This window comes from Bacillus sp. GMs2/2 (genome assembly GCF_050172095.1).
Classification (GTDB): Bacteria; Bacillota; Bacilli; order Bacillales; family Bacillaceae_G; genus Bacillus_A; species Bacillus_A cereus.
Genome location: NZ_JBNLYE010000041.1, coordinates 1 through 25,463 on the forward strand (window position 1 = coordinate 1; position 25,463 = coordinate 25,463).

A 25,463-nucleotide genomic window follows, 5' to 3' on the forward strand; every position below is an offset into this window, starting at 1 on the left:
TTTTTGAAAAAGTATTGACTTGTGAAAAAAGTCAGGTCTATAATGAGTGCAACTTAAAAAAATGCAAGCGTTGATGAAGAAGAGTACACATGATGAACATGTCAGAGAGCTGATGGTTGGTGCGAATCAGTATGGAATTGATGTGGAATGGGCTTCGGAGCTTCCAAACCGAAACGAAAGAAGTAGGCTTTGGCGACATGATCTCATCGATACAAGAGACACGTATTGTTTTTGATACGGTAAAGTGCGTTACATTTGTAACGAATTAAGGTGGCACCACGGGAGTACCCGTCCTTTCTATAGGATGAGTACTCCCTTTTTGTGTATAAAAAATTAAATAAATGAAATCGTTTAAGTAAGAAGAGTACGTATATTGGAGACGTTACAGAGAGCCGGGAATAGGTGGGAGCCCGGTACGGTGCCATATACGGAATGGGCTTACGAGAGGTATGCTGAACAATTATTTTCAGTAGGCAACCCGGGTTCCGCCGTTACAAGGATAAGGTATAAATTTTGTACCTGAACAAAGCGGGATGCTTTTGCATCCAACACGAGGTGGTACCGCGGTATATTTATCGTCCTCTACATATTTTCGATATGTAGAGGACTTTTTTATTTTTCAGGGCGAGGTGAAGGACATGATGACGAAAGAAGAATTTATAAAACAAAAAAGAGAGAGAAAGACATTTTTAGTAATCACTGAAGAAGAAGGAGATAGCATTACGCCAATTTCTTTATATAGACGTATGAAAGGGAAGAAGAAATTCTTATTAGAAAGTTCACAGCTTCATCAAGATAAAGGGCGTTATTCTTACTTAGGATGTAATCCTTATGGAGAAGTGAAAAGCGTTGGTACGGAAGTGGAACGAACGATTTACGGCCGGGCAGAAAAGTTACAAGGTAACGTACTGCAAGTGTTAGAAGAAGTAATCGCACCATCACAAGTAGACAGTCCATTTCCATTTTGCGGAGGAGCAGTTGGTTATATTGGATATGATGTCATTCGGCAGTATGAAAACATTGGAGCGGATTTACACGACCCATTAAATATTCCGGAAGTACACCTTTTACTATATCGTGAGTTTATCGTTTACGATCATTTACGCCAAAAGTTGTCGTTTGTATATGTATGCAGGCAAGATGATTCAGCAGATTATGAAGAAGTATACGAAAGGCTACGAGTATACAAAGAGGAAGTGCTACAAGGAGAAGAAGCTGAAGTAAATACAATACAATCCACATTATCATTCACTTCTTCTATAACGGAAAAAGAGTTTTGTGAGATGGTAGAAATGGCGAAAGAATATATAAGAGCGGGAGACATATTCCAAGTCGTACTATCACAGCGTTTACAAAGTGAATGTATTGGGGATCCATTCGGGTTATACCGAAAACTTCGAATTGCAAATCCATCACCATATATGTTCTATATCGATTTTCAAGATTATGTTGTACTCGGTTCTTCGCCGGAAAGTTTACTATCAGTAAGGGAGGATAAAGTGATGACGAATCCAATTGCTGGTACAAGGCCGAGGGGGAAAACGAAGAGGGAAGACGAGGAAATCGCAAAAGAACTGTTAGGCAATGAGAAAGAGCGAGCAGAGCATATGATGCTTGTAGATCTTGGGCGAAACGATATTGGTAGAGTGAGCGAAATCGGCTCGGTTACGATAGATAAATATATGAAAGTAGAAAAATATTCTCACGTTATGCACATTGTATCTGAAGTTTACGGAACATTGCGAAAACAAATGGGCGGATTTGATGCGTTAGCGTATTGCTTACCAGCAGGGACGGTTTCTGGAGCTCCGAAAATTAGAGCGATGGAAATTATAAATGAACTAGAGAATGAAAAAAGAAATGTATACGCTGGTGCAGTTGGATACGTTAGTTTTTCAGGAAATCTTGATATGGCGCTCGCTATTCGAACGATGGTCGTAAAGGATGAAAAAGCATACGTTCAGGCAGGAGCAGGAGTCGTTTACGATTCAGATCCAGTAGCTGAATATGAAGAAACATTAAATAAAGCGAGAGCGCTTTTGGAGGTAATGAAATGATTGTACTTATCGATAATTACGATTCGTTCACATATAACTTGTATCAACTGTTAGGCGAACATGAAGAAGAAATTGTAGTTGTAAGAAATGATGAAATAACGATAGAACAGTTAGAAGAGATGAATCCAAGAGGAATTGTACTTTCACCAGGACCAGGAAAACCAGAGGATGCTGGCGTTTGTATCGACGTCATCCGTCATTTTTATAAGAACGTTCCCATATTAGGGATTTGTCTTGGCCACCAAGCGATCATAGCTGCATTTGGAGGAGACATTGTTAGAGCAGAACGTATTAAACATGGAAAAACATCGCGTGTGAAACATAACGGAATGTCAATCTTTTCATACGCTACACAGCCGCTAACGGCGATGCGCTATCATTCCCTTGTTGCAGAGCAAACGAGCTTGCCAGAGTGTTTTGACATATTAGCGACAGCGATGGACGACGGAGAAATAATGGCAGTCCGTCACAATTATTATCCGCTCTTCGGATTACAGTTTCATCCGGAATCAATCGCAACAGAAGAAGGCGGAAAGTTAATACGTGCCTTTTTAACAGAAGTAAAAGAGGAGGAAAGAGTATGAATAACTATCTTCGTAAATTAGTTGAGGGTCAACATTTAACAGAAGAGGAAATGTATAAAGCAGGATTACTTTTATTAAGTGAAAACATATTAGAAAGTGAAATTGCAGCTTTCTTAGTCTTACTGAAAGCGAAAGGTGAAACTGCAGAAGAAATATACGGTCTCGTTCGAGCTCTTCGCGAAAAGGCATTGCCGTTTTCGAACCATATACAAGGAGCAATGGATAATTGCGGGACGGGTGGCGATGGTGCTCAAACGTTTAATATTAGCACAACATCAGCATTCGTACTGGCAGGAGCAGGTGTAAAGGTTGCAAAACATGGTAATCGTGCTGTTTCTAGTAAAACAGGAAGTGCAGACTTATTAGAAGAACTAGGTGTAAATATTAGTAGTACGCCAAACGAAATTGATTATTTACTAGAGCATGTAGGTATTGCATTTTTATTTGCACCAGCGATGCATCCAGCACTAAGGCGCATTATGAAAATAAGAAAAGAGTTAAACGTGCCGACGATCTTTAACTTAATTGGCCCTTTAACAAATCCAGTGAATTTAGAAACACAATTTGTCGGTATTTATAAACGAGATATGTTATTACCAGTTGCACAAGTATTACAAAAGTTAGGCCGGAAACAAGCGCTTGTCGTAAATGGAAGTGGTTTTTTAGATGAAGCATCATTACAAGGGGAAAATCACGTTGTCATTTTAAAAGATAATGAAATAGTTGAAACGAGTATTGAACCTGAGAAATACGGTTTCTCAATAGTGAACAATGAAGAGATTAGAGGCGGGGATTCGAAAGAAAATGCAAAGATTACAGTCGGCGTATTGAGCGGAGAAAAGAGTGTTTACCGTGATACCGTTTTATTAAATGCAGGTCTAGCTCTTTTCGCAAATGGAAAAACGGAAACGATTGAAGAAGGAATTAAACTCGCGGCACATAGCATCGATTCTGGAAAAGCATTAACCAAATTAAACTTATTAATTGCAGCAAGCAACGAAAAATTAGAAAGGGTGAACTAAAGTGGGGACGATTTTAGATAAAATTGTAGAACAGAAGCAAAAGGAAGTTACGGAGTTATATGAAATATATACACCAGTAAAAGCAAAAAGAAAGACACATTCACTTGTAGAAGCGTTACAGCAGTTTACTGTCATTGCAGAAGTAAAGCGAGCATCACCATCAAAAGGAGATATCAATTTACACGTTGACGTACGAAAACAAGTGGAAACATATGAGAAATGTGGTGCAGGAGCAGTCTCTGTTTTAACAGATGGTCAATTTTTTAAAGGATCGTTTCATGATTTACAAACAGCGAGAGAAGAAAGTAACATTCCGCTTTTATGCAAAGATTTCATAATTGATAAAATTCAAATTGATAGAGCGTATGAAGCTGGCGCAGATATTATTTTACTAATCGTAGCGGCGTTAACGGAAGAGAAGTTAAAAGAGCTGTATAGTTACGTACTAGAAAAAGGATTAGAAGCAATTGTTGAAGTTCATGATGAGCAGGAATTAGAAATTGCGATTGTATTAAATCCGCACGTTATCGGTATTAACAACCGTAATTTAAAAACGTTTGAAGTGGATTTAAACCAAACGGAAAAGCTCGGGAAACGATTAAATGAGGAGAAATTACTTTGGATTAGCGAAAGCGGGATTCATTCAAAAGAGGATATTATTCGTGTTAAAAAAGCAGGAGCAAAAGGTGTATTAGTTGGGGAAGCGCTTATGACATCATCTTCTATTCGTACCTTTTTTGAAGATTGTAAGGTGAACATATGAAAGTGAAAATTTGCGGCATCACTGATATGGAAACAGCAAAACGTGCTTGCGAATACGGAGCAGATGCACTCGGATTTGTTTTTGCAGAAAGTAAACGGAAAATTACTCTGGAGCAGGCGAAAGAAATTATTACGGAACTTCCGGCACACGTGTTAAAGGTTGGTGTTTTCGTAAATGAATCAGTAGAGGTAATCCAGAAAATTGCAGATGAATGCGGGTTAACGCATGTGCAACTACATGGGGATGAAGATAATCATCAAATTAAGAGATTGAATATTCGGTCTATAAAAGCTCTCGGAGTAACTTCAGAGGCCGATATGAAAAACGCTCAAGCATATGAAACGGATTATATATTGTTTGATAGCCCAAAAGAAAAGTTTCACGGTGGAAATGGAAAGAATTTTTCATGGGAACTACTCACACATATGCCAAAAGAGTTGCGAGAGAAAACGATATTAGCTGGTGGATTAAACGCTCTTAATATAGAAGAAGCAATTCGAACTGTTCGGCCATATATGGTCGATGTGAGCAGCGGAGTAGAGACAGAAGGAAAGAAAGATGTAGAGAAAATAAAACAATTTATTATAAAAGCGAAGGAGTGTTCCAAATGAACTACGCATATCCAGATGAAAAAGGACATTACGGTATATACGGAGGACGATACGTTCCAGAAACGTTAATGCAATCTGTACTAGAACTAGAAGAAGCATATAAAGAAGCGATGCAAGATGAAGCATTTCAAAAGGAATTAAATCATTATTTAAAAACGTACGTCGGAAGAGAAACACCGCTATATTATGCTGAAAATATGACGAAGTATTGCGGTGGTGCAAAGATTTATTTAAAACGTGAAGATTTGAACCATACAGGAGCTCATAAAATTAACAATACAATCGGTCAGGCACTACTTGCAGTGCGAATGGGCAAGAAAAAAGTTGTCGCTGAAACAGGAGCTGGACAACACGGAGTTGCAACAGCTACTGTATGTGCTCTTCTCGGATTAGAATGCGTCATTTTTATGGGAGAAGAAGATGTAAGACGTCAAAAATTAAATGTGTTCCGAATGGAATTACTCGGAGCGAAAGTAGAAAGTGTAGCGGCAGGTAGCGGTACATTAAAAGATGCGGTAAACGAGGCGCTTCGTTACTGGGTTTCACATGTGCATGATACGCACTACATTATGGGATCTGTTCTCGGACCACATCCATTCCCGCAAATTGTACGTGATTTCCAAAGTGTAATTGGAAATGAAACGAAAAAACAATATGAGGCGTTAGAAGGAAAGTTACCAGAAGCAGTCATTGCTTGTATTGGAGGTGGTAGTAATGCAATGGGGATGTTTTATCCGTTCGTACACGATGAAGAAGTTGCTCTTTACGGCGTAGAAGCAGCTGGAAAAGGCGTTCATACAGAAAAGCATGCAGCAACTTTAACGAAAGGAAGCGTCGGTGTCCTGCACGGATCAATGATGTATCTTCTGCAAAATGAAGAAGGGCAAATTCAAGAAGCACACTCTATTTCAGCAGGACTTGATTATCCAGGTGTTGGTCCAGAACATAGTTTGCTAAAAGATATCGGCCGCGTTTCTTATCATTCGATAACAGACGAAGAAGCATTAGAAGCATTTCAATTATTAACGAAAAAAGAAGGCATTATCCCGGCGTTAGAAAGCTCGCATGCTGTCGCATACGCATTAAAATTAGCTCCGAAAATGAAGGAAGATGAAGGACTTGTTATTTGTTTATCAGGCCGCGGGGATAAAGATGTAGAGAGTATAAAACGTTATATGGAAGAGGTGTAAAAAATGGGAGTAGAAAAAATTAAAGCAGCGTTTGAAAATGGCAAGAAAGCATTTATTCCGTACGTAATGGGCGGAGATGGTGGCCTTGAAAAATTAAAAGAAAGAATTCGTTTTCTAGATGAGGCTGGAGCAAGCATCGTTGAAATTGGTATTCCGTTTTCAGATCCAGTCGCAGATGGCCCAACGATTCAAAGAGCAGGAAAGCGAGCGCTAGAGAGCGGCGTAACATTAAAAGGCATTTTTCAAGCGTTAGCAGAGGTAAGGAAAGAAGTACAAATGCCCTTTGTTCTTATGACATATTTAAATCCGGTACTTGCATTCGGAAAAGAGAGATTCATCGAGAACTGTATAGAAGCAGGTGTAGACGGCATCATCGTTCCGGACTTACCGTATGAAGAACAAAATATTATTGCGCCGTTACTTCGAGAGGCAAACATTGCGCTCATTCCACTCGTTACCGTAACGAGTCCTATTGAAAGAATTGAAAAAATCACGAGTGAATCAGAAGGGTTCGTTTATGCTGTTACAGTAGCGGGCGTAACGGGAGTACGTCAAAACTTTAAAGAGGAGATTCATAGTTACTTAGAAAAAGTAAAATCACACGTCAACTTACCAGTAGTCGCAGGATTTGGTATTTCAACAAAGGAACATGTAGAAGAAATAATTACAATATGCGACGGAGTTGTCGTTGGAAGTAAGATCATTGAGCTTTTAGAAAATGAAAAGCAAGAAGAAATATGTGAATTAATATATGCAACAAAACAAAAAGAAGAGGCGTAGTCTCTTCTTTTTGTTTTGCGTAATAAATGTTAAAATATACAGAAAATACATATAATTCAGAGGGTGAGAAGGCATGCTAAGACGTAAACTACTATATCTATTTTTAACTGTACCGCTATACGCTTGGCTCATTAGCATGACGAAAATAGAGTTAATGGCTCTATTTTTAGGGTATGTATTCATCTTTTCCAATTTAAATCGCATTCAAGAACAGTCTATTTTAGAAATATGTCTATTTTCAATTAGTATAGAATTATTTAGTATCGTTTCGATTGTATTATTAAACGAATTATTTCTACGGATTCATTCATTTGCATTAATGAAATTTTGGAATATTATATTGCAAGCAATATGTACTTACATTGTGTTTGTTGTGTTGAAAGAAATAGTCGGAAAGCAGACAGTTTTTCAGGATAATAGAAAATGGGAGTGAATAAAAAGGAGCCGTTTGGTTCCTTTTTTGAATCTGTTGTAAAAACAATTGAAAATTATGTCATCTGTTATATAATAGTTAAAAATTGTATTTTTAATGAAAAGAGATGATAACATGGCCATATTGTTGGCACTTATCCCAATTATGATGATTTTCATTTGTTTATTTTTATTTAAACAAACGTCATTAAGGTCCTCGTTAATTTCTTATGCTGTGTCTGTTGGAATTGTTTTACTCTCGCCAATGTTTCAATTAGGGATAAGTGAAACTGTGCACGCAACGATTAAAGGATGGTTAATTTGTTTTATTGTCGGGTACGTTTTATTTTTCGGTATTTTTTTATTTCACCTCATGAACAAAATGGGGTACATCGATCAAGTAGCACGTTTTCTAGAAGCAGTTACTCAGGATCGCTTATTACAAATGCTGCTTATGTGTTTTGGCATTTGCCCGCTTATTGAATCAGTAAGTGGATTCGGTATTGGCTTTATGGTTGCAGCACCTATTTTTCTTTCACTAGGATATAAACCATTTCAAGCTGTACTACTCTCATTCATCGGCTTACTAGCTAGTTCATGGGGCGCAATGGCAACTGGTACGATTATCGGTTCGCAGCTAATAAATATGCCTCTTACAACACTTGGCACAAATACAGCGCTATTAAGTATTCCGATGTTTGCTTACTTCGTTATTCTTTCTTTACACGTTGTTGGCGGCTGGCAAGCGGTTATAGAAAAGTGGAAAGAAGGAGTAGGGTTCTTTCTATTATTTTCTCTCGGAATCTATCTTTCTAATGCGTACGTAAGTGTTGAACTAGCCGGGATATTAAGTTCTATCGTTACGATTACCTTTGGCTTTTTTATCATTAAATTAAAAGGAAAAAGTGGGCAAAATCTTATAACAGAACATGCGGCTGCAACGGAGAGAGAAGTATCCATTATAAAAATTATTAGCCCTTATATATTTCTAACAGTTTGTATTTTACTTTCTCGCCTCGTTCCAGCATTACATGATTTGTTCAAATCATATGCGGTTCTTGATTTGAAATCATACTCTTACAAACTAGAGTTACTATATTCACCAGGATTTTGGCTCGGTATGACTTGCTTATTTACTATTATTTTCTTCCGCATCCCGTCTAATATTATTAAACAATCACTCTCACAAACGATTAAACAATGGATTCCATTTGCTATTACGACGACAATGTTTATCGCCATTTCAGAATTAATGGGTGCATCAGGCATGCATTCATTACTCGCAAAGACAGCTGGTGAAACATTTGGAACCTTTTTCGTTTTCGTTGCTCCGTTTATTGGCGCTATTGGTGGATTTTTAACAGGTAGTAACGCAGGATCAAATGCAATGTTTATAAAACTACAAATGCAAACCGCACAAAACGTAACACTCCCGTGGCAATATGTCACAACACTTCAAAACACCGCATCATCAGTAGCGACAATCGCTTGTCCATCACGGATTACACTAGGTGCTTACTTATGTAATATCCCTTACCGTGAAAATGAACTATTAAAGAAGACGACGTTAATGATCTTTGGTGCGGTTTTGCTTGTAGTGGTAGAAGTTATTGTTTGGTATATGTTGAGAAATTAAAAATCCTCCTAACATAGGAGGATTTTTTTTATGAGTGGATAATGATTTAAATATGAATAGCTTCTACTAGATGAATAGGAGATGAAATGTATGCCCCTAAAAAACTACGGTGTGTTAAAAGGTACAGTTATACAATCAAAGATTGGAAAAGGGAAAACACCTCATTATCAAGTTCATTTACAGGGCGAGACAGGAGTAGATTATCGTATTGCAATTAACGTAAAGTCACAAAGTTATCCATCAGAAGTTTTATATTTTGCGAGTAACAATATTAAGTCAGAGGCGATTCATATTTTACCGACATTACCATTCGGTTTTACAGAAATAAAAAACAATGAACCGAAAGTAGCTTTAGATTATGTAAGAGGAAATCTATTTGACTCAAATCAAATGATTCCTTTACCTCCCGAAAAAGCAGGAGCAGATAATGATTTAAATGAAAAAATAGAACGTTATATAAAACGAGCGATAGAAGAAAAAGCAATTATTTACGCGTTTGGCGAAAGATGGGGACCAGAAGAAAATACACCAGATTCCTATTTTCATTTCAAACCAGGAAACGGTATACATGATATTCATATGAATCAAGGGAATGTAGAAAAATGGCAAGGTGATGATGGCATATGGCAAGACGGAGGAATACTCATTCACTTTGAAAAGGAAGAAGAATGGATTGGTATCTTTCTTGCATTCCAATCACAGTCATGGTGTACCGATGAAGAGGGGCATGCTCGTGTTCCGGTTGAGCATTGTGATTATAAGGGGAATAATTAATAAGAAGAGGGCGTTTAAAAAGAACGCCCTCTTCTTATTTTATAAAACGAAAAACTAACAAGTGTAGAAATACAAGAGAAAAGCAGTGCTACACTAGAAAACGCAATGAGATACATATTATATTTCATAACCTGTCCAATTAGCTGGTTACTGTCGTATTGAAACAGTCCCGCGATGATGTTGAATAAAAATAAAACGATAAACATGACGATAACACCGTCTATTGATCCTTTAATGTCTGGTTTACTTAAAGCGATATGTGCGGAAATGCAAATGGCGATAAATAAAAATAACCAAAAGGAAGGATTCAATAAATTGCCGATTGTAAATAAGCTTTTCAATAATACAAACGTCGACAAGAGCATGTTTTGGATCATTTCTACATTAATAGAAGTAGAAGCAATCGTTTTTTCGAGAGTTGTATTAAATAAAAAATATGATTCTGGTACGAAATAGCGCATTAAAAGGATTAGTGCAGTAATACCAGAAATAATAGGCCCAATGCCGATGAAGAAATTCCCAATCCGTTGATACACACTTTTTTGATTGTATTGATGTTGTACGTAACCTAAAGCCCCTTGGCTTGTATCTGTCGGGAAGAACTGCGTTGCTACAATCTTATGACGGAACAGCACGCACATAATGGCATGTCCAAGTTCGTGAATAGGAACACCAATCCAAGCCGTTAATAGGAATCCTTTTCTTCCAAAAGCTCTCGACCAATACATGCGTGTGAGAGATTCTAAATATCCTAATAAAAATCCAATTACAATGATAACGCCAATTAAAGAAAATAATTGGATTACGCTTGTAAGGAGTATTTGAAAAATTGAGTTTACCAATTCCATTGTCTTTCATCCAATCTGCTAAAAATGTTATTTGTTCTGTTTCATAATAGCATTTTTTTTCAAGATTACTAGCACATATATTTTCTTTCGGAAGAAGGATTTCAGAATCTTTTTCTTGTAGTCATGTTTTATGTACAAATTCATATATTGAATTTGTAACACCCTATACGGTATATCCTTAAGGAGGGATAAGAGAATGAAATGTCCGTCATGTCATACAGAAAATGCAGCGGAGGCAAAATTTTGCGGGAATTGTGGACATTCGTTAACGGAAGAAGTAGTGGCAAGTAGTGGCCAAGAAGAAGGGCCGGAACAAGCACGTGCGGCACAAGCAAAGGAAGCTCGGCAAAATGAAACGGTAGAGCAAGCGAAGCGGTTTGCGAGCGGCTATTTTCAATTTTTTAAACATGCATTACAAGCACCGACAGCAATTATGCAAAGCGGTGCTATTGAAGTACGAAATGGAATTGTAAGTCTTGTTCTTATTTGTTTTTTAGGAGCATGTATTTTTTATAGAATGATGAGTGCAGCATCAGCAGTTACGAGAACATTTGCACCAGATATATCTACTCCCACGTTTTTTGGAGAATCTATAACGGTCTTTTTCTTTTTATTAATTTTAACTTTATTTGTCGGATTTATTATTTTTGTAAGTGGTAAGATGATGAAATCATCTTTTTCGTTTCTTGAAGTATTCGGTATGTGGGGAACGATAGCGACGCCGGCTATTGTCATATTAGTCCTTTCTTTTCTTTTTAGTTTCTTATTAATTTTTTTCTTACCGATATTATTATCGGTAGCTGCAACTTATATAGGGATTAGTATAACTGTAGCCGTATTAAAGCTAGACAATGGCGGATTAGATCTCGTTTACACACTTATTATTGCAAATGTTTTAATTGGAATTGCAACCTTCATTGTACTTTGGTCTTACATTAGCACGATAATTCAAGCCTTAACACAGGGAATAACTGGCTTCTAATGAAAAGGTGGTTGACTGGATGAATGTATGTACAAAGTGCGGAATTCAGTTTGAAGATGGTGTGCAATTTTGTCAAAACTGCGGGACGAAGAGGAGACGTTCTGTAGTAAAGAAGAACATGAGCGGTGGTGCAAAAGTTGGCATTACACTGTTAGCGCTATTTGTTATAGCAATTATTGGATTGTATTTGTACGGATCGTCGTATTATACGCAGGTGGCACAAGTAGACCGGATAATTACGATTTTACAAGAGAGGGACGGAGAGAAATTAGCTGAGATCGTTACGGCAGATGATCCATCGGTTATGATAACGAGAGAGAGTGTAACGCCTCTATTTTCATATATAAAAGAAAATCCATCTTACGTAAATGAATTAAAACAATATTTGAAACAAGGTGAAAAACAACGGGACGGAATAGAAAAAGCTGATTTTTCATTAACGAAAGACGGAAAGTATTTCTTTATATTTGATCGATATAAATTGAAAGCAAAGACGTACTATACAACTTTGCTTACAAATGAAAAAGACGTATCGTTAAAAATGAACGGAAAAGAAATTGATAAGACAGATGACAAAAAGTTTGAGAAGCAATATGGGCCATTTCTTCCAGGAAATCAAGTGTTTCAATCAGAGTATAAAAATGACTACGTAAAATTATCTCGTGAGGAAAAGGTTGTACTTATGAAACAAAGCCAAAATAACGTAACGATAGATTTAACGTTGCAAGGTCAATATATTACAGTTCAAACGAACGCGCCTGGTGCAACATTGTATGTAAATCAAAAACCGGTTACAGCGCTGGCAGGAGAAGAAATTACATGGGGGCCTGTAGCGACTGATGGAAGTGCGACGGTTTATTTAGAACGAAATGGAGAAAGTGGACGAGAAACGACAAAAGTAGAGACGGTAACGGCACTTTCGTCTTATAATCTTCCATTTCAAAAGAAAAGTACAGAAAAAACAGTTGTTTATAATGTTACTCCAACGCCCGCGACTGGGTATGTATATAATGGTTTCATCTTTCCTGATAGTGATATTCGAAAATTAACGAGCGCAGATTTAACATATTTATCGAAAGAGCAGTTGAAAATTGCTAGAAATGAAATATATGCAAGGCATGGACATATTTTTCAAACGAAAGATATGCAAGCATATTTTGCAAAACAGCCTTGGTATAGAGAAAATCCTTATTTTAAAGGAACGTTAACAGATATCGAAACTTATAATATTGAACTAATCAAATCAAGAGAATAGAGCGCTTGAAAAAGGTACAGTGTATATTGCTGTACCTTTTCTATCGTTATTTGGCTGGAGCAGGTTCCCTAGAGAAAAAGATATGAAAGAGAAATGTGACTTTACTTGCCCCTCCTGATGTACTGGCTTGCACATCAGATAAAGAACTAGACGTTAAAGCAGCTTCAGAATGTGGAGGGACGATTATTTTAAGAGCATCTTTTGATTCTGATGATATAGTAACCGTTATTGTATCATCAGAAACATTTACAATTTTAACAGTACCGACTGGAAAGATGGCCTTGCGAGCGTGTGATGCAGAAGCGAAGCGGGTAGCTTTCCAAATAGTTTGAGAGAAAGTGTCATTGTCTGATAACCAAGCGCGAGCACTGTATAATGTTGCATTAATGGTAAATTCTTGTTCAAGCGGGAGGGCGGCTTTCGGTTCTTTCGGTTCCTCTGGAAACTGAGCGAGAAGACCAGCGCACATGTATGTTTCACCTACTTTCAATAGTTACTGTTATAGCATATTAAACATGTTGTTTATAAGACACGACAGTTACCTATTCATACATAAGTTTGTGCACCAAATTTGAAGATGAAATTCTCTTTCTTTACAATGGAAGTAGGTGTTATTTCTATAAAATATGGAAAACGTAAAGAGTATGTAAAAAAGAAGGAGTGGTAAAGTGAACTATGTCATTATTGGCGGAGATGCAGCTGGTATGAGTGCAGCGATGCAAATTGTTAGAAACGATGAAAATGCAAATGTTGTAACTTTAGAAAAAGGTGAGATTTATTCGTACGCTCAGTGTGGATTACCGTATGTCATTAGTGGTGCTATTGCTTCAACTGAAAAGTTAATCGCGCGCAACGTGAAGACGTTTCGTGAGAAATATGGAATTGATGCGAAAGTGCGTCATGAAGTAACGAAAGTAGATACGGAAAAGAAAATGGTGTACGCAGAGCATACAAAGACGAAAGATGTCTTTGAATTTTCGTACGATCGATTATTAATTGCGACCGGGGTACGTCCTGTTATGCCGGAATGGGAAGGACGGGAATTACAAGGCGTTCATCTTTTAAAAACAATTCCGGATGCTGAGCGTATATTAAAAACGCTAGAAACGAATAAAGTTGAAGATGTAACGATTATTGGCGGTGGTGCAATCGGACTAGAGATGGCAGAAACATTCGTCGAACTTGGTAAGAAAGTAAGAATGATTGAGCGAAATGATCATATCGGTACGATTTATGATGCAGATATGGCTGAATATATACATAAAGAAGCAGATAAACACAATATTGAAATTTTAACGAATGAAAATGTAAAAGCATTTAAAGGAAATGAACGAGTAGAAGCAATCGAAACGGATAAAGGTACGTATAAAGCAGATCTTGTTTTAGTGTCGGTTGGAGTGAAGCCGAATACTGATTTTCTTGAAGGGACAAATATACGTAAGAATCATAAAGGAGCAATCGAAGTAAATGCATATATGCAAACGAATGTGCAAGACGTATATGCAGCCGGTGATTGCGCAACACATTACCACGTTATAAAGGAAATTCATGATCATATCCCGCTCGGAACGACAGCCAATAAGCAAGGGCGACTTGCTGGACTGAATATGCTTGATAAACGAAGAGCTTTTAAAGGTACGTTAGGCACAGGCATTATTAAATTTATGGATTTGACATTCGCAAGAACAGGCTTAAATGAAAAAGAAGCGAAAGGGCTACACATTCCGTATAAAACGGTCAAAGTAGATTCTACAAATATGGCGGGCTATTATCCAAATGCAAAACCACTTTACTTGAAATTACTATATCGCTCCGATACGAAACAATTATTGGGCGGGCAAGTAATTGGAGAAGAAGGCGTAGATAAACGTATTGATGTGATTGCGATGGCGCTTTTCAATAAAATGAGCATTCATGATTTAGAAGACGTCGACTTAAGTTACGCACCACCATATAACAGCGTTTGGGATCCAATTCAGCAAGCGGCAAGGAGAGCAGAATAGCACTTTTTAAAGTGCTATTTTTTTACAATGAGGGAGTAAATAAAGTTTCACTTTATTTTGAATATACCGTTCCCCCTTGAAAACATAGTACGTATCGCTTATATTTTCATATAGTATTTATTTTTTAAACGAAGCAATGAACGAACCAGGGGGCGCAGTATGGCAATTAACATGAAAACAATTGAAGAATGGATTGCTGAATCAAATGCAAGACATGAAGAAGACTTTGGACACGTTGTGGAAGAAATGAAAGAAGTATGTGTCGGACTTGATAACGCGACATTAATTTATACGAAAAATGTATTTTGTTTCGGTAAAAAAGTAGAAGTATTTTTCTTCTTTCAAGACCATGTCGTGATCGGACAAGAAAAAGACGAATATGTTGAGATTGAAAAATTAAAGTATGATGCCATTACAAATAGTAATTTAAAAACAAATGACAAAAATACTACGTTAGAATTAAAGTTTGCTAACGGACAATCTATCAATTTAGATAGTTTAAATGATAACTACGGTACGAAAAATTGGTTATTTGCTAGACAAATTAAGAGTATTTTTAAGTTAATCTAGTAAAAAAGCACGCCGTCCATCGGCGTGCTTTTAACTATGCAAAGCCCCTTTTAACCAATTCCGCGCCCGATATGCCCCAACTGGAACTTGAATAAGAGATGTTTCATTCCCAGCATCTATTCCGTACAATTGATCACATGCATTTGTATCAAAACTAAGTAAAGGATGCCCGCCCATCCCCATAGCGGTCGCTGCAAAAACGAGTTTATGAACGAGGATACCAGCTTCCATTTGGTGAATGCGATATCCTCTATAGCCTAATGCACGTGTATAGTAATCTTTCTGTCCGACTACATGTAAGCAAAGTGGTACTTGAAAAAGGTTTACGTTATCCATCGTCATACTAGACTGAAGTGGGTAGCGAAGGTCTCCATATCGAATTGGTTGTATGGAATGTGTTTTACTGTTATAAGCGTAAGCCCCGTTTTCAATATTTTTCACGCTATAAAAACATCCGTATAAGGAGACGCGTGTATTTTCATTTGTATACTTACCGTCAAGGTCGTTGTAATAGGGGAAGGAGAGACTCGCTTCTTGTAGTAAAGTAGCGAGCTCAGCTGCATCCCATTTCGTTAAAATAAAGTCCGCATCAGGAGAATATCGTTTTTTACAAAGTTGTAGGAAATCATACGATAACCGTTCTACTTTCGGTAGCTGTACAGCGTACGTATTATGTTGATAGTGCTCTTCATGATGTAGCGTTTGGAAGTGTGCTGTCGATTCGATCATAGAAGCTTCATTTATTTTTGTTATCATCGGATATTCACCTACATGTTTTGAGCGAACGAAATGTTCATGTGCGAGCGGCGGAATTTGTTGCAACAACTCATGAGAAGTAACTGTTTTATTTTCACGGTAATCATTGTGAAACCAATTAGTTTCTAGCTCTGTACTTAAAGGAATAACGGCATACACACTTTCTTCACCTTCTGACAATCCGAGTAAATGGTTCAGTGCACGGTCTAGAAATTGAAAGTATACGCTATTCGTATAACCGAACTGTTTTGCACATTCTAGCAATTGTCCAATGAGAACCCCGCTATCTAATCCTTGAAGTCGATATGAAAAGTTATTGTATTTAAAGAAGTTTTTCCAAAACATAGTGGATACGAATGCAGCACCGAAACAACCATGTATATTACAGCGATTACCGAGTGCGTCTGCTAAATAAGAATCGAAATTTCCTTCGCGAAGTAAAATAAGTCGGTGATGCGCGGCGTCATAATGGTAAATGCCGTCTGGATAATCGTCAATCTTTAAATAGATATACAATTCATTCGGGTATAAGGCACCGCCTGAAGGAATGGATCTACGTAATACATTTCTCTCGCTATTTAGCTGACATAATTGTGTTACACCAAATGAATACCAAAGGTAGTGACCAATTTCATTTAGAGTAGGTGTAGTAGAAGAGTTCGATAAAGATAACGGGATTTCTAAGGAGAGCGGGATGGTAGGTACATTTCGATATAATTTATAAGGAAGCGGTGCGTCTTTCCAGTCCACCTCATGATTCGGCATAATTTCATCGATAGAGAAATGGAGATGATGTAAAAAAGTATCTAGCTTCATGAAATCCCTCCTTTACTATGGAAACGGATGTGGATGTGGATTTAATCTTTCATTCGTTAAAGGTTCGTCTGTATATCCAAGTGTCATCGGTACGGTATATACCCGGTCCAGTCCTGTAACTCGAGTAAGATGGTGACCAAACGTCATCGGTAGCATGCCTGGAATAATAACTTTTACACAATGTAATCCATTCTTTTCTATGAGGGGAACGGTTTGATCTACAACGATTATTTCAAGATTAGATTGATGCAAACGATTTAAAAGTTGGTGGAGATCGGATGTTAAATCCATATCAAATGATTGTGATACATTCATTTCTTGGAACGTTTGCACCGGTGCATCTTCCCGTAAAAGGAAGTGAAGACGTTCTTCTGTTTCTTTCAATCCATACAGCATACTATGGTCTTCCATTTTATTAACGAAATAAGGATCTTGTAAGCATTTTTCGTAGTATTCTCTTTTGTGCTCGAGCTCATCGTCTGTTATAAGTAACATGCCTGCTATTTCTTGAATGGCGCTTTTTAAGGCTCGAATAGGATCTAAATGAGCGCCTCCTGCACAAACAACGTTCATTCCATTTTCACGCGTATTTTTTGCAATTACCCATAAGCTAGGAATGCCGTGTTCCATCGTCGCGTTAAAAGCGTGTAATTCATATCCGGTAATCGTACGTAACCGCTGAATCATTAATTGTAATTCTGTATCATTTGCTGAACTAAGATCAAGGCGGGGAAGAGGTAATTCGGCATACCAAGTGAGTAAGAAGGCATCACGCTCTACTATTTCTAAAATGCCGTGAAAAATCGCTTCTTCTAAACTACCGCCAATTGCACATCCATTTGATGTTTCATACACGAAAGCATCTCGATGACCAAGGCTATAATAAGCAATTGATTCAGGAACTAAAAGCGGTCTGTTTTGTGATAAAGAATATCCCCATACCCAGTTTTGCTCATAATCAGGATCAAACGGCTTGAATGGAAAGTTATCACGATTGTAATGTTCATTTGTATGGACACCGAGTGTGAGGGGATTTAGTGCATGTTCCTCTAAATCATGAAAACTACCATGCACATTTGTCTTTTTCCCACGAGGAGACATACCGCAATATCGTTCTAAACCTTCTAAAATAGCAGTTGCTTCACTCACTGCAAATGAATGAGTTCGTCCCGCAACACCTTCATTTCCGAACATTAATGGCATGTTTATAATGACATCAGCGAATGGTAATACAGAATGCTGCATTTTTCCGTTCAACATACCGACCCGATAATCTAAATAGTCTCTCGTTAAAAATGTGTTTAGCTCATGAATGGAACGGCAGCGATACGTTTCGGTACTTACTTTTAAACTCGGTTGTAAAGAAACTTCCGCCGCATCCGCAGTATCATCAGGTAAATTACTACATACAGGACAGAGAGGATCTGGAAGAAAAGAATGCCGCGTACATTGTAATGTTTGTAAGTTTAGTAAAATAAGTTCATTTTCTAAAGAAGAATGGTTATGAGTTAATATTTTTCCTGTTTCTGCGCAAATAAGATGGCACATTTGCAACATTCCATTTTGGGTGGCACGTACGTCACGTCTCGTTACATTATCTGCTTTAAAGGCATATTTCCGCTGTAGTTCCCACATTTCTTTTTGATCAAAGCCAGCGATAAAACGGCGTCCATCAGAACAATGGGAACATCCAGGCGTAAGAGGATGAATGTAAGGACCGATAATACCTTCGCCAAATGAAGTAAAACCACGAAGCCATGGAATATGATTTGAGCGAAAAATAAGTTCGGCATCATGATGAATAGTAGAAGGAGATCCATCATGTAATACGAGAGCGAGATGAATATTTTCAGGAAGTTCTTCTGTGAGGGTATGTTGACGAATGATGGAATATTGTTCGCATAATTGATCATGTACATAGTCTGCAAGAAGGCCATCTCCTATAAGCAATATATTTTGAATCATAAACCGTCCTCCTTTGCAATTAATACCCCATACACACCGTCTAGGTTTTCTTTCAAAAATGGTTCGATTGCTAAATCGAACACGAAGGGATAAAAATTATGTTCTTCTAAATGCTGTAAGGCAAGCTGTAAAGATTGCACACTTGGAATTTCTTCTTCCGCTTGTATTTCCACTCTAAAAGAATCCGTGTCATATAAAATAATAGAGGATTCAGGCAAGATATTAGCTCTGTAAGGAATTTCTTCATTTTGAACGTGAAAGAGTGATAGTTGTAGTGCGTTTCGTAACGCTAACGTCATATTAATATTAGATGCACCGTACCATCTATCATTTATACCAACCCAAACGACTGGAAAACTGAGAATCTCTTCACTCATTGCGATTTTAGGTGTTTCATGGATTGTAGAGAGAGCATCGTAATAAAATCTACAATGTTTATCTTGAATATCAATTAAATCAACAGTTGTAAGTTCCTCTAGAATATGTGACTGCCGCTCATACAGTTTATTGTTTAAATGTTGTTGTAGTGCCCGGTAAAATCCTTCTGTCATCGTTTCTCCAGCACCGATACCGATATTGTTATGTTCAGGAATAAGGCGGTGAATGATTTCTGCTACATATGTTTCAATTCCTGTTAAACCAGCTTCTCGGCGTGCTTCATTATGAGTCAATCCACTACGAGTCATAAGAGGCAGAAGGGGAGCTGGGCCATCTGATAGTGGAGTAGCTACTTGAATATAGCATTGTGATAATGGTAATTGATATGAATCTTGTTCATCCCATACATGGAATATACCGGCTTCTTTAGAAGTTAATGAATCGAAAAAGCGGAATACATTAGTTGAAGTATGTTGGCCATACCGATGCTCAAGTTTTTCAGAAATATTTTCTATCGTATCAATTGTAAAACTTTCATCAGTTGCAAGAGGGTGTTTTATAAAAGGATGCCACGTTCCTTCAAGTGTTTCATAGTTTAATAAAAAGAATTGTGATTCTTTTTCACGATATGAATCATCCGCGACATGTTTAAACAATTCAAAAACGATTACATTTGCTAACATGGCAGATGTAATTGGTGAGAAGGAATCCGATGAATTTTCATTTTGTAAAGTCGTTTCATGTAGCCGATGCCATGCGGATTCCCAGCATTCATCACGATTTTCTGTTACGACAGGTCCAGCTATACCGAGTGTTGATAAACAAATAGCTGGTATGAAATTCTTTTTCGTTTCTCTACAAATAGTGTGAACTGTTTTTAAACCGTCAATGTCTCCGTTTTGAGAAACATATAAAATCCAATCAAAAGGTTCGAATACTTCACGCAAGGGACGGTCAATTGTAGTATCGATTTCTTGAAGGAGTACACTGTTATCAACTTCATATGCACGTTCTATTAGCTCATGTATTCTGTCATAGTTTGTTTCATCCCGATCTGTAACGAGGTAATGAAATGTAGGTAAACCAGATTCTAATAAAGAAGAAACTAAGGAAGTGAGCATATCCCCAGAACCAAGTACAAGGACATTTGCTCCGCGGTATGTTTCAAACTTTAAAGCACCTGAATGAGAATCAGCTTCTAAAAATTCAATTTGTGAAGCATATCTGTCGAGTAATGTACTGTTTAATTCATGAGGTGCATCTTGATTTGCATCGCGAACGAAACCATTTTCATATAAAATCTCTCCAATTTCAAATACACGGTTTTGATAGGGGAGAGGGAGGCCATCGGTTATTTCGGCTAAAGAATAATTCCCGTTAAACATTGGCATTAATTTTTCAATCCAGTCATAAATTCCATCACCGTCCATACGAAATGAACTGGCGTTATTTCGAAAATAGACACCCCCGTTTGAATCGGGGAGGAAGAAAGTATCCTTATTTACTTTAAGTTTTGCATGAATTGGAAGGTTATTCATTTTAATCCTCCTTACGTTTAGGCATACATTATTACCTTATGTCATGAAATTTGTCCCGTATGAACACAATAAAAAAAGGCTGTAGAATGATTCATTCTACAGCCTTTAATAGATTTTTAATCTATCAACCTTCTAATAATAATGACTTTGGATCTTCAAGCATATCTTTAACAGCAACAAGGAAGCTAACTGCTTCTTTACCATCAACAATACGGTGATCGTAAGATAAAGCAATGTACATCATTGGGCGGTTTTCCATACGCTCGTTATCAATTGCAACTGGGCGTACTTGGATTTTATGCATTCCTAAAATACCAACTTGTGGGCTATTTAGGATCGGTGTTGACATTAGAGAACCGAACACACCACCGTTTGTAATTGTAAATGTACCACCTTGTAGTTCTTTTAATGAAAGTTTGTTGTCACGTGCTTTTTTACCTAATTCACGAATTTCACTTTCAATTTCAGCGAAGTTTAATTGGTTAGCATCGCGTACAACTGGAACAACTAATCCATCTGGAGCTGCTACTGCAATACCGATATCATAGAATTTTTTAATGATAAGCTCGTCACCTTGAATTTCAGCATTTAATAATGGGAATTGTTTTAATGCTGCAACAACTGCTTTTGTGAAGAATGACATGAAGCCAAGACGTACATCATGTTTTTTCTCGAAAGCATCTTTGCGTTCTTTACGTAATTCCATGATCGCACTCATATCAACTTCGTTAAATGTTGTTAACATTGCAGATGTTTGTTGAACTTCTACAAGGCGTTTTGCAATTGTTTGACGGCGGCGGGACATTTTCACGCGCTCAACTGGTTTTTCGAATTCAGTTTTTGCAACTGGAGCAGGAGCTGGACTCTTTGGAGCAGCTGGTGCTTCTTTTGGTGCTGCAGCATGAGCTTGTACATCATGTGGTCTCACGCGTCCAAGTGGATCTGTGCTACGTACGTCGTTTAAGTCGATTCCTAATTCACGAGCCATTTTTCTAGCAGCTGGTGATGCGATAGGACGGTTTGTATTTGGTAAACCTTGTAGTGTTGCAGTTTGCTCAGCATTTGGTGCCGCAGCTTTCGGTGCTTCAGTCGTTTCTTGTTTTGGTTGCTCAGCCACTGGTGCAGGTGTACTTACTGCAACTGGTGCTCCATTAGCATCTAAAATTGCGATAGTTGCGCCAACTTCAACTGTATCCCCAGGTTCGCCTAGTAACTTCGATACAATACCTGAATCTTCTGCAATGATTTCTACATTGACTTTATCAGTTTCAAGCTCAACAACGCTGCCACCTTTCTCAACTTTGTCGCCTACGTTGATAAGCCATTGTGAAATAGTTCCTTCAGTAATAGATTCTGCAAGCTCAGGTACTTTAATTTCGATCATTTTAAATGTCCTCCCCTTATTTGCCTAACGGTGTGTTTTTTCTTCTTTTGTCTTCGGTAATCTCCATTTGTTAGCCTGGCCTTGGGCAGAATATCTGCCCAAGGAACAAGCAAGAAAGCTTCATTGTTACTTTTTAGTTGCTGTAAACTTCAATTTCTTGTTTATCTTGACGGAAGTTATACTTTACATCTAAAGCATGTGCAACGATTAGTTCTTGCTCAGCTTTGTGAGCGAATGGATCGCCGCCAGATGGACTAGAGCGATCAGGACGTCCAATGTAGCCTGTTTTCACTTTATCTCCAGCAAGTTCGAACAGAATTGGAGCCATGTAATGCCATGCGCCCATATTACGAGGTTCTTCTTGAACCCAAATGATTTCTTCTAAGTTTTTAAAGCGTTTAATAATAGATTGAACTTTCTCAGCAGGGAATGGGTACAATTGCTCAATACGAACGACATGAACTTCGTCTAAGTTGTACTCATGTTTACCAGACTCGATTTCTGCTGCTAAGTCAATCGCCATTTTACCTGTGCTTAAAACAAGACGTTTTACTTTATTTGGTTTCATGCCAAGGTTTTCTTGTTCTAAAGCAGGTTGGAAACGTCCTTCGCTTAACTGACTAGCAGTTGAAAGCGTAAGTGGGTGACGTAATAAACTCTTCGGCGTCATCAATACTAATGGTCGAACAGCTTCCGTTCCTAAGATAGATGCTTGACGACGCAGGATATGGAAGTATTGAGCTGCACTCGTTAAGTTTGCAACTGTCCAGTTATTCTCAGCAGCTAACTGTAAGAAACGCTCTGGACGTGCACTAGAGTGCTCTGGTCCTTGACCTTCATAACCGTGTGGTAATAGAAGAACTAAGCCAGATTTTTGACCCCATTTTGCTCTTCCTGCTGAAACATATTGATCAAATAATGCTTGCGCAGTATTTGAGAAGTCACCATATTGCGCTTCCCACATAACAAGAGTTTCTGGAGCGAATACGTTATAACCATACTCGTAACCAACAACAGCAGCCTCTGATAACGGACTGTTATGAACAGAGAATGAAGCATTAATGTTTGGTAAGCGATGTAATGGTGAATATGTTTCATTTGTATCAGTATCGTGTAATACGATATGACGGTGTGCGAATGTACCACGCTGTGAATCTTGACCAGTTAAACGAATTGGCGTACCTTCTTGTAAAATAGAAGCGAATGCTAATGATTCAGCAAGTGCCCATTCAATTTTGCCGTTCTCTTCAAGAGCATCTTTACGGCGCTCAAGAATTTTCTTCACTTTCGGATATACGTTAAAGCCTTCTGGCCAAGATAGTAGACCTTCATTAATTGCACGAAGTGAGTCAATCTCAACGCCAGTATCAATTGACTGAATACCTTTTGCAACAACATCTGGTACTTTAACGTGAATTGTTGCATCACTCGTATCAGCTGGTGGTACTTGTGCATAGTCAGACTTTAATTGTTCTTGTATAAACTGTGTAATCGTTTCAACCTCATCTGCATTTAGTACACCAGCAGCTTGTAATTGATCTGCATAAATTGCTCTTACAGTTGGATGGTTTTTAATTTTTTTGTACACTTGTGGTTGCGTAACTGCCGGGTCATCCATTTCGTTATGACCGTAGCGGCGGTAACCGATTAAATCGATTAAGAAGTCTTTTTTGAACAACATGCGATATTGAATCGCAAGGTTAGCAGCTGCAAGACAAGCTTCCGGATCATCAGCGTTCACGTGAACAATCGGAATATCGAAACCTTTTGCAAGGTCACTTGAATATTTCGTAGAACGAGAATCATAGCTATCAGTCGTAAAACCAACTGCATTGTTTGCGATAACATGAATCGTTCCGCCTGTTTGGTACGCGTTCAATCTGCTTAAGTTGAGTGTCTCAGATACAATACCTTGACCAGGGAATGCAGCATCACCATGAACTAAAATTACGAATGATTTTGAAGTATCTTGATCTGGAAGACCAGATTTTTTACGATTCTCTTGAGCTGCACGTGCGAAACCTTCTACTACAGGATTCACGAACTCAAGATGACTCGGGTTATTTGCTAATGTAACGCGAGTGCTAACTTCTTCGTTACTAACGACTTGTTCTCTACCTAGGTGGTATTTCACGTCGCCAGTCCAGCCAGAATTAGCCACTGCGCCTTCTATTTTTGCATGTTTGAACTCAGCAAACATGTGGCTATATGGTTTTTCTAATACGTGAGCAAGTACGCTTAGGCGACCGCGGTGAGCCATACCAATCATGACATCCTCTACGCCGTTCTTAGCACCTTCTAGAACAATTTCATCTAAAACAGGTACAAGCATATCAACGCCCTCGATAGAGAAACGTTTTTGCCCAACGAATGTTTTATGCAAGAATTGCTCGAAACCTTCAACAGCTGTTAAACGTTTTAAAAGAGCAGTTCGTTTTTTATTTGATAGTGGTTGACGCAATGAATTTGATTCCACCATTTGATGCAACCACGCGCGTTCTTCACTATCTTGTATATGAGAAAATTCATAAGCTAAAGATTTTGTATAAACGTCTTTTAATCTATGAATTACATCAAGTGCAGTGTGAATACCTTCTGGTGCATCTGGCCATACTGTTTTCGCTGGAATCGCTTTCAAGTCAGCATCGCTCAGTTCGTTCATTGCTTTCTCAAGAAGAGATTGTCCATTTGCAGCATCTTCCATCGGGTTGATGTGAGCCAACGTGTGCCCGAAAGAACGAATCTGCTCAACAAGTTGAACGACTTTAAGAATTTTTTCAATGTTACCTGTGTTTTGAGGAGAAAAATGTGTTGCTGTGTTGTCCCCTGTTACGACATCATCTTGAAACGAAGGAGCTCCAAAAATTTCAAAAAGCTCTTGTAATTCCGGATCAACAGAACCTGCTCCAGTTACGTAAAGATCATACTGCTCAATAACATAACCAAGGTTCGGACCGTGGAACTTGGCCCAAGGGTTTGTCGTTGTATTCTTCCTCGTCATTTGTTTAAACCTCCCAATGCATATAATCCTTTTCCATACAAAGGTGCATTTTGCTCTTTTTCAATAAGTAATGAATCAGTAATCAATGTAAATGTTTTCTTTACCCTTATGTTATTACAATAATTTACATAATACCAAA

Annotated in this window: 21 protein-coding genes and 2 other annotated features; of the genes, 14 read left to right on the forward strand and 7 right to left on the reverse strand. The window is 38.0% G+C overall.

Features of this window, described 5'->3' with window-relative positions; all coding sequences use genetic code 11:
* Positions 1-61: 61 nt before the first annotated feature.
* Positions 62-299: a binding site (T-box leader), on the forward strand.
* A gap of 42 nt (positions 300-341) precedes the next feature.
* Positions 342-586 (forward strand) — a binding site (T-box leader).
* A gap of 52 nt (positions 587-638) precedes the next feature.
* From trpE to ACQGS6_RS08760, 10 genes are all read left to right on the forward strand, one after another.
* Complete coding sequence (gene trpE, locus ACQGS6_RS08715; RefSeq protein WP_025967016.1) at positions 639-2,057, forward strand: anthranilate synthase component I; 1,419 nt, start codon at positions 639-641, stop codon at positions 2,055-2,057.
* A complete protein-coding gene (locus ACQGS6_RS08720) occupies positions 2,054-2,641 on the forward strand; it encodes an aminodeoxychorismate/anthranilate synthase component II (RefSeq protein ID WP_025967017.1) in 588 nt (195 codons plus the stop codon). The genes trpE and ACQGS6_RS08720 overlap by 4 nt, the downstream gene beginning before the upstream one ends.
* Positions 2,638-3,663 (forward strand): anthranilate phosphoribosyltransferase, encoded by a 1,026-nt coding sequence (gene trpD, locus ACQGS6_RS08725; RefSeq protein ID WP_001067359.1) that lies wholly within the window; start codon positions 2,638-2,640, stop codon positions 3,661-3,663. The genes ACQGS6_RS08720 and trpD overlap by 4 nt, the downstream gene beginning before the upstream one ends.
* Before the next feature lies 1 nt (position 3,664).
* Complete coding sequence (gene trpC, locus ACQGS6_RS08730; protein WP_100619437.1) at positions 3,665-4,426, forward strand: indole-3-glycerol phosphate synthase TrpC; 762 nt, start codon at positions 3,665-3,667, stop codon at positions 4,424-4,426.
* The gene (locus tag ACQGS6_RS08735; protein WP_074626144.1) at positions 4,423-5,037 is read left to right on the forward strand and encodes a phosphoribosylanthranilate isomerase; all 615 of its coding nucleotides are present in this window, start codon (positions 4,423-4,425) and stop codon (positions 5,035-5,037) included. The genes trpC and ACQGS6_RS08735 overlap by 4 nt, the downstream gene beginning before the upstream one ends.
* Entirely contained in the window at positions 5,034-6,227 is a 1,194-nt protein-coding gene (gene trpB, locus ACQGS6_RS08740) for a tryptophan synthase subunit beta (RefSeq protein WP_074626139.1), read from the forward strand. Before ACQGS6_RS08735 ends, trpB begins: the two co-directional genes overlap by 4 nt.
* A gap of 3 nt (positions 6,228-6,230) precedes the next feature.
* On the forward strand, positions 6,231-7,007 hold the full coding sequence (gene trpA, locus ACQGS6_RS08745; RefSeq protein WP_000537834.1) for a tryptophan synthase subunit alpha: 777 nt from the start codon (positions 6,231-6,233) through the stop codon (positions 7,005-7,007).
* 73 nt (positions 7,008-7,080) lie between these two features.
* Positions 7,081-7,440: a DUF4029 domain-containing protein gene (locus ACQGS6_RS08750; RefSeq protein ID WP_000946130.1), complete on the forward strand. Its 360-nt coding sequence runs from the start codon at positions 7,081-7,083 to the stop codon at positions 7,438-7,440.
* A 114-nt stretch (positions 7,441-7,554) separates the two neighbouring features.
* Positions 7,555-9,054 (forward strand): L-lactate permease, encoded by a 1,500-nt coding sequence (locus ACQGS6_RS08755; RefSeq protein WP_000996241.1) that lies wholly within the window; start codon positions 7,555-7,557, stop codon positions 9,052-9,054.
* Between the two features lie 90 nt (positions 9,055-9,144).
* Positions 9,145-9,828: a DUF2278 family protein gene (locus ACQGS6_RS08760; RefSeq protein ID WP_074626135.1), complete on the forward strand. Its 684-nt coding sequence runs from the start codon at positions 9,145-9,147 to the stop codon at positions 9,826-9,828.
* A gap of 14 nt (positions 9,829-9,842) precedes the next feature.
* Here the strand turns inward: ACQGS6_RS08760 and ACQGS6_RS08765 are convergent, their stop codons facing one another.
* Positions 9,843-10,676, reverse strand: coding sequence for a hypothetical protein (locus tag ACQGS6_RS08765; protein WP_047385758.1), 834 nt, complete (start codon positions 10,674-10,676; stop codon positions 9,843-9,845).
* Between the two features lie 196 nt (positions 10,677-10,872).
* On the opposite strand from ACQGS6_RS08765, the gene ACQGS6_RS08770 reads away from it, so the two are divergent.
* Entirely contained in the window at positions 10,873-11,658 is a 786-nt protein-coding gene (locus tag ACQGS6_RS08770; RefSeq protein ID WP_074626132.1) for a zinc ribbon domain-containing protein, read from the forward strand.
* 19 nt (positions 11,659-11,677) lie between these two features.
* Positions 11,678-12,913: a TcaA 3rd/4th domain-containing protein gene (locus ACQGS6_RS08775; RefSeq protein ID WP_025967023.1), complete on the forward strand. Its 1,236-nt coding sequence runs from the start codon at positions 11,678-11,680 to the stop codon at positions 12,911-12,913.
* Between the two features lie 46 nt (positions 12,914-12,959).
* Here ACQGS6_RS08775 and ACQGS6_RS08780 read toward each other — a convergent pair whose 3' ends face one another.
* Positions 12,960-13,382, reverse strand: a complete 423-nt coding sequence (locus ACQGS6_RS08780) for a hypothetical protein (protein ID WP_000332393.1) — start codon at positions 13,380-13,382, stop codon at positions 12,960-12,962.
* Between the two features lie 199 nt (positions 13,383-13,581).
* Here ACQGS6_RS08780 and ACQGS6_RS08785 point away from each other — a divergent pair, with 199 nt between their 5' ends.
* Both ACQGS6_RS08785 and ACQGS6_RS08790 read left to right on the forward strand, forming a co-directional pair.
* Positions 13,582-14,916 (forward strand): CoA-disulfide reductase, encoded by a 1,335-nt coding sequence (locus tag ACQGS6_RS08785; RefSeq protein WP_074626126.1) that lies wholly within the window; start codon positions 13,582-13,584, stop codon positions 14,914-14,916.
* Between the two features lie 159 nt (positions 14,917-15,075).
* Positions 15,076-15,486, forward strand: a complete 411-nt coding sequence (locus ACQGS6_RS08790) for a DUF3908 family protein (RefSeq protein ID WP_000996782.1) — start codon at positions 15,076-15,078, stop codon at positions 15,484-15,486.
* Positions 15,487-15,516: 30 nt separating this feature from the next.
* Here ACQGS6_RS08790 and ACQGS6_RS08795 read toward each other — a convergent pair whose 3' ends face one another.
* The 5 genes from ACQGS6_RS08795 to odhA all read right to left on the reverse strand — a co-directional run bounded on the left by ACQGS6_RS08795 (position 15,517) and on the right by odhA (position 25,324).
* Positions 15,517-17,058 (reverse strand): SagB family peptide dehydrogenase, encoded by a 1,542-nt coding sequence (locus ACQGS6_RS08795; RefSeq protein WP_074626122.1) that lies wholly within the window; start codon positions 17,056-17,058, stop codon positions 15,517-15,519.
* Between the two features lie 15 nt (positions 17,059-17,073).
* Positions 17,074-19,023 carry a TOMM precursor leader peptide-binding protein gene (locus ACQGS6_RS08800; RefSeq protein ID WP_000615601.1) on the reverse strand — a complete coding sequence of 650 codons (1,950 nt, stop codon included), beginning with the start codon at positions 19,021-19,023 and terminating at the stop codon, positions 17,074-17,076.
* Complete coding sequence (locus tag ACQGS6_RS08805; RefSeq protein ID WP_426965036.1) at positions 19,020-20,939, reverse strand: putative thiazole-containing bacteriocin maturation protein; 1,920 nt, start codon at positions 20,937-20,939, stop codon at positions 19,020-19,022. The genes ACQGS6_RS08800 and ACQGS6_RS08805 overlap by 4 nt, the downstream gene beginning before the upstream one ends.
* A gap of 124 nt (positions 20,940-21,063) precedes the next feature.
* The gene (odhB, locus tag ACQGS6_RS08810) at positions 21,064-22,323 is read right to left on the reverse strand and encodes a 2-oxoglutarate dehydrogenase complex dihydrolipoyllysine-residue succinyltransferase (protein WP_000569926.1); all 1,260 of its coding nucleotides are present in this window, start codon (positions 22,321-22,323) and stop codon (positions 21,064-21,066) included.
* Between the two features lie 133 nt (positions 22,324-22,456).
* Positions 22,457-25,324 carry a 2-oxoglutarate dehydrogenase E1 component gene (gene odhA, locus ACQGS6_RS08815; protein ID WP_000197124.1) on the reverse strand — a complete coding sequence of 956 codons (2,868 nt, stop codon included), beginning with the start codon at positions 25,322-25,324 and terminating at the stop codon, positions 22,457-22,459.
* Between the last annotated feature and the right edge of the window lie 139 nt (positions 25,325-25,463).